Below are 9,939 nucleotides of genomic sequence, written 5' to 3'. Positions count from 1 at the left end.
GGCTGCCATTTTCGGCGGCTTTTCTTATTGAAGTAACGGTTGCAGGTTAGTTGAATAAAGATGGAGCTTAGGGAACAATACATATAATTGTATTAACATTAGTATTTCTTCTTATGATACACCCTATCTTTGCAGGAGAAGAGATTGAATAGCCCTGGCATTATGAAAATTAATTCTTTACTGATCGTTCTCAATATGTTATATTGTTAACAGGAGGGAAATGAAATGGCAAGAAGCAAAGAGTACGAAGAGTCCGAGGTTTTAGATAAAGCGATGAGGCTCTTTTGGGAACAGGGTTACGAAAAGACATCCATGACCGATCTGGTCGAGCATATGGGAATCCATCGCAGAAGCATGTATGACACATTTGGCGACAAACATACGTTGTTTCTGAACGTTATGGATCGCTATAGCGATAAACTCAGCGCCGATCTTGCTAACGGAGTTAAACTCTCCAAGACTGCAACGGAAGCTCTTCAGTTTATTTTTGAATTCATGATTCGTTTAAATGTAGATGAGGACTTGCCTTCCGGCTGCTTAATGGTGAATTCGGCAGTGGAATTAGCAGCTCGTGATGTCGATGTCGATACAAAGTCTACTCAATCATTTATATCAGCAGAGCAGGCACTCAAGGAAATTATTCTTTGGGGACAGAGGGACGGTGAATTCACCTCTGATTACGATGCCGAGGAATTGGCGGAATATCTGCATAATGCATTGGTTGGAATAAGGGTAATGGCAAGAACCTCGGTTACTATAGAAAAACTTCAACGCATAACCAACTTGTCAATTAAGTTTTTAGAAAAATGATTGGTTTATTATTTTTTTTAACATTATTAGAACGTTCATTCTCAAATGATTGAGTCTCTTTGTATCTAAAGCTATTTCTCACTAACCTCTTGTGCATTATTTAGAATGATCGTTCTTGTTTGGACGTCAAAGAACGCAACTTCTAATCTCTTGCGGATATTTCTTACAAAACATCATTTAGATATAATGGATAAATTTGGGTGATTATATTAAAGATTCAAATTATTAACTTTAAAAAGCTATAAGTTATTGATCGATCGCCGTCAAGTTTTGCCATCAAAACGGTGGTTCAGGTCTGAATAAATAAAAAGGGAGAAATGAAAACAATGAGTAAAGTATGGTTTATTACAGGAACTTCGTCAGGATTCGGACGGCAATTTGTGAAGCAGCTGCTTCAAGCAGGAGACAAAGTGGTCGCTACAGCGCGTAAACTTGAAGCAATTCAGGATTTTAAAGAACTGGCACCGGATCGTGTTCACCTCGCTGCTTTGGATGTGACAAACAAGGCGATAATTCAATCCGCCGTTCAAGAAGCCGTTGACGTTTTCGGGAAAATCGATATTGTCGTGAATAATGCCGGATACGGTCTGTTCGGTATGCTGGAGGAGTATACGGATGAACAAATCCGGAAGCAGTTCGACGTCAACGTGTTCGGTGTACTAGATGTCATCCGAGCAACACTCCCCGTCTTTAAACGTCAAGGATCGGGCCATTACGTTAATTTTTCATCCTTCTTCGGAACTTGGTCCATGCCTCCGTACAGCATATACGCTGCATCCAAGTTTGCAGTTGAAGGCTTCTCCGAAGCGTTCGCGCAAGAGTTCGCAAGCTTCGGGATCAAGACGACGATTGTGGAGCCTTCCGTGTTCGCAACAGAGTTTTTTGGCGAATCGATGCAGCATACCGAGAAGACACAAGAATATGCTCCGCTTTATGAAGCATACGAGAAAGGTATGTCGAACATCAAGATCGGCGACCCGGCAAAAGCAGTGGAACTGATCATTTCCGTTTTAAAAAGCGACAATTCGCCGCTTCGTTTGGCAGTTGGATCTCAAGCTGCATATACGATTCGCGAAGCTTATACCAAACGGCATGAAGAAGTCAACACATGGTTTGAGCGTTCAGCTGAAGCTGACTAATTGAATAAAAGGCTGAAGTAATCAGCCAGTTCCTGTGTCATTCGTTAAAAATGTTAATCCATAACAAAGAAGCATGAGTAAATAGATTCCAGATACCAGTCCAATCCAGTGAAGGCTGATCCAGATAAATCCGCCGGCCCAGCCAATGATACTGGAACCCAGATAATAGAATAATAAATAAAGGGAGGAAGCGGTGGCCTTCCGATTCGCTGGAGCTGCCACTCCTACCCATCCACTTGCAGTCGTGTGCCCGGCGAAAAAACCAAAAGCAAACACGGCGATTCCTAGGATTTTCATCCACAAATTCGAAATAAGAGTCAGCGATGCGCCAACTACAAAAATTAGACAAGCCAGTCCCATCAATTTTTTTCGTGAATGATGGTCAGCCAATTTTCCAAACATGGTCGAACTCCACATGCCGTCCAAGTTCACAATAAATAAAAACCCAAGAGCGGTTTGGCTTAAATTGTATGGTGCTTTGGTTAACGGATAACCAATATAGTTAAACAACATGATATACGAACCCATAACCAAAAACCCCATTGTGTAAATGGGAAACAGCCGTTTACTGCCAAGGACCGCAGCTAATGCTGTCAGATACTTAGTGAAAGGCGTTTTTTCCGTTTTGAAATTCTGCGAACTTGGTAAATAAAACCAAAAATATAAACTGCATAGAAAACAAGCGAAGCCCAAGACAGAAAAGGCGATTTGCCATGAAAATAAATCAGTCAATGGACCAATCGCTACACGCCCGACAAATCCGCCCACAGCTGTTCCCGCAACATACGCTCCCATCGTACCGCCAATGCTTAACGGAGAAATTTCTTCATTTAAATAAGCAATTGCAATGGCGGGAAAACCTGATACACTAATCCCTTCCAACAGTCGAATAAATAGAAAAAACCCAAAGCTGTAACTGAAAGCTGAAATAATCGAAAGGACTGATGTTACAAACAAAGAAATGGCCATGATTCGCTTCCGGCCGATTCGCCTTGATAAAAATGGAATGAACAATAAGCTTGCTGCAAGGGCAAGTGTAGGCAGCGAAATGGATGCGCTTGCGGTTGCAGGAGATACTCCGTATTGCTTCGAAAAAACATTAATTAACGGCTGCGGTGCATACAAAACGGCAAAGGTAACAATGCTACCAAGCAGCATAGATATTAACACGCGCTGGTAAGCTTTATCTTTTTTCTCTATATACTCCATATTTCTCTGTTCCCTTCTTAAGCCCATTAGTACTTTAGAACATAACTGAGAAAAAGTCAAAGTACCAAACGGTCTGGCATCCATACTATATTGATTCAGGGTGTTCTGTAAGTTGTATATTTCTAAATGCATAAATTCACATCTTTTTACATCTGCCATGCTTTTTTTGGACTTATCTGACTTACCCCCTCTTTGATTCAACTGCTACTTTTTTAACACCCGGTTTAACAAACAGCATGGCAATCATCCCATAACAGCAACAATAGCTGCTCCAACGAACATCGCAGAATATCCCTGAATAGCAAGAAAAGCCACCAGAAAAATCCTATGATCGGCAATCGACTATATCGCTTTATTGGAAATTGAATTAAAAGCTAACTGAAGAAGGACGACAAGATCTTAATTATGCATTAACTAGATTTCCTGATACTCTAGAAATATATGCATTTGTACAATATTTTCGTGAATGTATAAACAATTATGACTCCTTGGGTATTCAGAAGCTAATTTCATCCATAAAAAAGGATACCATTCCTGAATTCAAAAGTTTCCTATATTATTTACAAAAAGAACTGCAAGCATTCCTATTATCGATTCATTACAAATACAGCAATGGTGTGATAGAAGGGCAAATTAATAGATTAAAGACAATAAAAAGAATGCTCTACGGCCGTGCAAGTTTCCCACTATTGAAGAACCGAGTATTAAATCGCTGGTAAAAAATTATTTTAGAAAAATAGTATCGACTTCAAAAAAACACTTCTACTTATTCACCAGATTTGCGTAAGAACCATTTTTTAAATGCCAAATACACTTTAAATCGGCCAAGTAATGCATTTCATTCATTGCTGATAACATTTCTTTTGCAAATTAAAAGGACTCCATTTATAAGTTAGTTAAAGAATATGAAAAGGGTGCACTTGTAAGATACATTTCAGAAAGACAGTTGTTTTAAAGAATTCGTATAATATAATTTCTACGAATTATAAATAAGATGGTTTAAATGGAAAATTTTATGATACAACTATTACCAACTGATAACTTTGAACGCTTTGTTCTAAATTTGTTTAAGTTACATTAAAGAAGGCAAGCCAATTACAGGCTTGCCTTTATCTATATTCCGTTGCGGACGTTCGTGTTCACTCAGCGTTATCGCTATACACGGATTTCGAAAACAAACGGAGTATTTAAGCCCGCCGACCTGCACCTGACGAACGTGAACGGCATGCTGGACCAAGTTCTAGCTTGGAGCGGAGCATTAAAGACGCTTCGTTCTTAATTGCCTGGGGCTGTAGCCATGATCGGCAGCCTCATGATGGAATTCATAGTGCATCATTAATGGGCGCTTTTCTGCATAATGAATACGAATAAGGGTATTTTATTAATGGTAAGATATCTCTTACTAAAGTTCTGTCATAAGGTCGAGGAAAAGCTAAGACCAAAGCAAGTTAATTGACAATAAGTTCTTTATTGTTTAAAGTTATACTGAATTTGAGATATATTATATAAAGATATATCAATTCAAGATTATGAAATGAGGAATCCTTGTTATGACAATTGCGTTGAAAACAGATTTTTACACTGCACTTAAAGAAAGACGTTCAATTTACGGCATTAATAAAGATGTACAAGTATCGGATGAAAGAATTAAAGAAATTGTAGAATTTGCTGTGAAACATACGCCTTCAGCTTTCAATTCTCAAACAGCACGTCTTGTTGTATTGTCAGGCGAAGCACATAATAAATTATGGGACATTACAACTGAAGCATTAAGAAAAGTGGTTGGGGATGGAGACTTTTCAGCAACTCAACAAAAAATGGATTCCTTTAAAGCAGGATATGGAACCGTATTATTCTTTGAAGATGAAGCTGTTGTTAAATCACTTCAAGAACAATTTGCTCTTTATGCTGATAACTTCCCAATTTGGTCAAATCAAGCATCAGGTATGCACCAATTAGTTGTATGGACAGCATTAGAAGCAGAGGGACTAGGAGCAACTTTGCAACACTATAATCCGCTAATTGATGATGAAGTGAAAAAAGAATGGAATATCCCTGATAATTGGAAACTGATTGCGCAAATGCCATTTGGTAATCCAACAGTTCCAGCAGGTGAAAAAGAATTCCAATCACTTGAAGATCGTGTGAAATTTTACAAGTAATCTAACGCTTATAAAGATCTACTAAACCAGTTTCCATTAGCGGAACTGGTTTTTTTACAATAGGTTTTAAAAGTAGGGCAATGGTATAAATTTATCCGAAATAACAGTTAAATATATAGATTTACTTCTAGAAAAAAGTGAATACATTCGAAACTTTTTTTAGGTAATATCCAATCTGACACATGCCTACATTCAACTTCGGTTATTTACTAGCCATTACAGCCTTAAGTCTGTACTTTTTCTTCAGTAAATAAGGCCTTTTTTTGAATCTGATTAAAAGCATACTGAAAGACTTTTGGCGGCAGCACTACGGACTGATCAAAAAGGAAAAAAGATCCCTTTCTGTCATTCCGTACGTGTCGCTTTGGAACTAAATGGACCGGTAACCACGATCTGTACGACTAACGCCTACATTCCGTAGGATTAACAGACGTTGAAGTTGTAAGATGGTGGGTGATTCAAAAGAGCTAGTAACCTTACTTAAAGGTCAGCCCAATTTTGGCCGACTTTTTTATTATTCCTTAGAATCGTTCATTTCGACCTGGATAGTAAAAGTAAAAAGCTAACGGATACTCTTAGAACTTTTTCGTTTATGTCTAAATCGCTTTTTTATGTCTTCATTTCAAATTTCTTCAAAGTAATAAGCATTTGCGATTTGTAAATGTCGTTGGCAATGCAAAAAAAATTGAGCATATAAGCTCCCGTTGAGTATCAGCCCCACCTACGCTGAATACCGTGATGGCCACCTTTGCCATCCGACCCAATTACATTATAAATGAAAACGCTTACAAACTTAAAGAATATGCATTGATCTTTGAGGGTATATGTTAAATATAGCCCCTTCAATCATACTCAGCTTTTGTTACGAATTTGGTTTGTACGTATGGAATACTTCATGTTTTTTCATGGTTAAGAACAATGGCTTTTAGATAAGTAGGTAATCACCTAATTTGAATAAAGATAAGCTCTTTTCTAGATACAGGCCATAACATGAAAGAGACTACATACTATCCCTCAGAAAAGCAGGTGAAAACATTATGTATCATCATTGTGGAACAGGATATATGCCATATCCTTTTTATGGGACCTATATGGGATACGGATATCCATTGTCATTATACGACCCTCCCCACCGTCCTCATCTTCATCAACTAGTTCCTTTTTTATGTTCATAACTGAGCTTTTGTTGTGGATTAAAGACGGAGGTTGCTATTAAGCCAACCTCTTTTTTATAGAAGAATCTAATCCAGATCGAATTGCACCCATTGGGGAAACTTAAACAACCTTGTATCCATTTTCTAATAACGAATTGATTTTATCTGTTGTGTCGTTCCATTTTCATCAGGATTGCTCCAAAATCCAATTACTATTACAGCTTTGCATAAACTTCAACCCAACGGACAAGTGCTGATCCCTGTTACAAAATTGGCGTTTTGTAGTGAATTTCTTAAAGCGCCTGATAGTTGTTTATTGTTTAATAGCCTTCCAGGGTTACAAGAAATTAGGATTATTTATCAAAAATAAAGGCTTAACCTTTGTATAGCTGATAATCATTGTGATTATGTGGAATTGGAATTTACACAAAATCTAGGACTTGACTTGAATGAGTGCCATAATCGGACAGCTAGTGCCGATTTCAAGGATAATCCTGTCTGAATTAAGATCATTTCGGACATACTGGGTGATTTTAGGGGTGATCCTTTCACAATCACGTGCTCTTCAGCAAAAATTTATTTTTAACCTGTTTGAAAAACAAAACTCTTAGCGAAAAAAGCATTCGAAATAGAGCCAATTAAAAAGGACACCCTTGTCTAAGAATGTAGACAAGGGTGACTTGTTTTGAAATCATACGCCTTCCTTGAAATCGCAGAGAGCTTCATCTATAAGCCGACGGGCGACACTTGCGAACACAGGGTTGCTGATTTGGTAGTAAGGAAGGGCAATCAGTCCCACAGACAAGGCCCATCCACGCGCACGCCCCCAGGTGGCGTCGTCAACTGCAAAAGCTACACGCAACCTTTCCCGGTCATCGACAGAAAGCAGATTCCAGGCGAACATCCAGTCATTTGCAGGATCTCCCACACCCAGGCCCCCGAAGTCGATGACAGCACTGAGACGTCCTTGTTCGACAAGCAGGTTACCAGAAAGGAGATCTCCATGGATCCAGACGGGCGGTTTGTCCCAAACTGGTGTCTGTAATGCTGCATCCCAAGCGAGAGTTGCTGAATCAGTATCAATCGAGTTATGTAGCTTTTCGATTGCTTCTCGGACTCCGACATCTCTCATTGCAAGTGGCAGACCACGTCCAAAGTTGTGATCACCAGGGGGAGGGCCGCCGGCGGGATTAATCCGCTGCAGGGCGGATACGAAATGAGCGAGCTCTGTCGCCGCTTCGTATGGAATGTCAATTTTCCCCGTAATCGCGTTTTCACCCTTAATCCATCGATACACGGACCAGCGCCAAGGGTAGCCTTCAGCTGGAAGCCCAAGTGCAAGCAGTGTAGGGATCGTAAGCGGCAGGTGCGGGGCAAGGATTGGGAGCCACTGTTGCTCCTTCTCCACCTGCTTGATAGCCCAATTGCCAAGGGGTAATCGTACGAACATATCCTTACCGAGCCGATAGATTGCATTTTCCGTCCCTGTGGAGTTGAACGGCTCGAGAGGAAGGTCTGCCCATTGTGGAAATTGTTCGGAAACCAGCCGTTTTACGAGAGATGGGTTGATTTCTGGCGTATCTTTTGAAATAGTCATGGAACCTCCTTTTGAAATGTAAATAAATTTTAAATAGTTAGTTTTGCTTCCTGACTGTTACATTTTTTTAAGCCAGGATTTGCTTCACTTTATTCATGACCGCTTCCTGGAGTTTCGACAGCTTTTCCTTGCTATCTGCCATCGAGTCGCCTTTTACAGCAAAGTAAAATTTAGCCTTTGGTTCTGTTCCAGATGGACGAAGGCAGAACCAAGAACCATCCGACAAATGATACTTCAAGACATTGGAACGTGGTAGGTCAATCTCGGTTTCGGCACCATTTTCAAACTTAGTTGAAGTGGAATAATCCTCGATTGCTGCCACTCCTATGCCAGCGACTTCAGCTAATTTCTCCTGTCTAAATGAATCCATGAGTCCGGCAATTCTTTCCGCTCCATCTTTCCCCTTTAAGGTAATCGATTGAAGAGATTCTTGATAAAATCCATACTTTTCAAAGATTGATAGTAAACCTTCATACAAGGTCATGCCTTTGGATTTATAGAAAGCTGCGACCTCCGCGACAAACACGGCAGACTGTACAGCGTCTTTATCTCGTACAAAATCTCCAATCAAATAGCCATAGCTTTCTTCATACCCTAACAGGAAGGTGTGCTGCTTTGTCTGTTCAAATTCTTTAATCTTTTCTCCGATAAATTTAAATCCTGTTAGTGTATCCATGGCTTGTACACCGTAATGCTCAGCAATCGCACGTCCGATTTCAGAGGTAACAATGGTTTTGATCACAACACCATTGACAGGCAGAATTCCTTTCGCTTGTTTTTGCGATAACAAGTACTCAAGCATTAAGGCTCCTGTTTGGTTTCCAGTTAAAACAACATATTCTCCATCGCTATTTTTCACCGCTACACCTAAACGATCGGCATCAGGGTCAGTGGCCATCAGGATATCTGCTCCTATTCGTTCACCGTATTGAATGGCTAGTTCAAATGCCGCGTGTTCTTCCGGATTTGGCGATTTAACCGTTGAGAAATCAGGATCTGGCATTTCCTGCTCCTTCACAACGGTAACATTTTCAAACCCAAATGCCTTTAATCCTTCGCGAACAGGTTTATTCCCAGTACCATGTAAAGGGGAATAAACGATTTTAAAGTTGTTTGCCACTTCTCGCACCATTTCAGGGTTTAATTGCAGCGTTTTTAATTGCTCTACATAAGCGTGATCAATCTCTTCACCAATATAGGTTAATAAGCCGCTAGTTAATAGTTCTTGTTCCTCGGCGACTTCCACTGTTAACTCATTTTCAACGGCATTTACATATTGAATAATGATGTCGGCTGCTTCAGGAGGAATCTGGCCGCCGTCTTCACCGTACACTTTAAAGCCGTTATATTCAGGTGGATTGTGGCTGGCAGTAATCACAACCCCAGAGAAAGCATGTAAATATCGAAGGGCAAAAGACAGTACTGGTGTCGGGTGCAGCTCTTCAAATAAATAAGCCTTAATCCCGTACTTTCCAACTGTTTTGGCGACCTCCAATGCAAACTCGGGTGACTTATGGCGCGGATCATAGGCGATGACAACTCCGCGTTGTTTTGCCGATTCACCTTGTTCCGAAATATAACTTCCGAGACCTTCCGCCGCCCGGCGAATAGTATAGGTGTTTAAACGATTGATACCAGGGCCAAGTTCACCGCGCATTCCGCCAGTTCCGAATTCGAGATGTTTATAAAAATGCTCTTCGACTAAACTTTCATTGTCTCTAATTTCTATTAACTTCGCTTTTAAATCTTCTTCTAAACCGTCAAAGGAAAACCATCTTTCTGCAGTTGTTACCCAAGTCATAGTATTCTCTCCTTTTCTTCGCTGTTAAATATAATAATCAGAACGATTGATAATATCCTCTAAAATT

Annotated in this window: 6 protein-coding genes and 2 pseudogenes; 5 read left to right on the top strand and 3 right to left on the bottom strand. The window is 40.0% G+C overall.

The features are described 5' to 3' along the window. Positions 1-225 precede the first annotated feature (225 nt). Positions 226-810, top strand: a complete 585-nt coding sequence (locus tag V7659_RS16435) for a TetR/AcrR family transcriptional regulator (protein ID WP_098934782.1) — start codon at positions 226-228, stop codon at positions 808-810. Between the two features lie 326 nt (positions 811-1,136). Further along, the gene (locus V7659_RS16430; RefSeq protein ID WP_335540903.1) at positions 1,137-1,949 is read left to right on the top strand and encodes an SDR family NAD(P)-dependent oxidoreductase; all 813 of its coding nucleotides are present in this window, start codon (positions 1,137-1,139) and stop codon (positions 1,947-1,949) included. A gap of 21 nt (positions 1,950-1,970) precedes the next feature. Here the strand turns inward: V7659_RS16430 and V7659_RS16425 are convergent, their stop codons facing one another. After that, positions 1,971-3,290: an MFS transporter gene (locus V7659_RS16425; RefSeq protein ID WP_335540902.1), complete on the bottom strand. Its 1,320-nt coding sequence runs from the start codon at positions 3,288-3,290 to the stop codon at positions 1,971-1,973. Between the two features lie 251 nt (positions 3,291-3,541). Here V7659_RS16425 and V7659_RS16420 point away from each other — a divergent pair. From V7659_RS16420 to V7659_RS16410, 3 genes and pseudogenes are all read left to right on the top strand, one after another. Further along, a pseudogene (locus tag V7659_RS16420) lies at positions 3,542-3,877 on the top strand (transposase); the annotation flags it as partial. A gap of 394 nt (positions 3,878-4,271) precedes the next feature. Further along, positions 4,272-4,437, top strand: a pseudogene (locus V7659_RS16415) (NADPH-dependent oxidoreductase); the annotation flags it as partial. Positions 4,438-4,720: 283 nt separating this feature from the next. Beyond that, positions 4,721-5,320, top strand: a complete 600-nt coding sequence (locus V7659_RS16410; RefSeq protein WP_335540904.1) for a nitroreductase family protein — start codon at positions 4,721-4,723, stop codon at positions 5,318-5,320. A 1,845-nt stretch (positions 5,321-7,165) separates the two neighbouring features. On the opposite strand, the gene V7659_RS16405 is transcribed toward V7659_RS16410, so the two are convergent. Continuing rightward, on the bottom strand, positions 7,166-8,071 hold the full coding sequence (locus tag V7659_RS16405; protein ID WP_098932601.1) for an aminoglycoside phosphotransferase family protein: 906 nt from the start codon (positions 8,069-8,071) through the stop codon (positions 7,166-7,168). Positions 8,072-8,138: 67 nt separating this feature from the next. After that, a complete protein-coding gene (locus tag V7659_RS16400; RefSeq protein ID WP_098932602.1) occupies positions 8,139-9,872 on the bottom strand; it encodes a phospho-sugar mutase in 1,734 nt (577 codons plus the stop codon). Between the last annotated feature and the right edge of the window lie 67 nt (positions 9,873-9,939).

It is taken from the genome of Neobacillus drentensis, from assembly GCF_036966985.1.
GTDB lineage: Bacteria > Bacillota > Bacilli > Bacillales > Cytobacillaceae > Neobacillus > Neobacillus drentensis_E.
This window is presented reverse-complemented; position numbering and strand designations above follow the sequence as displayed.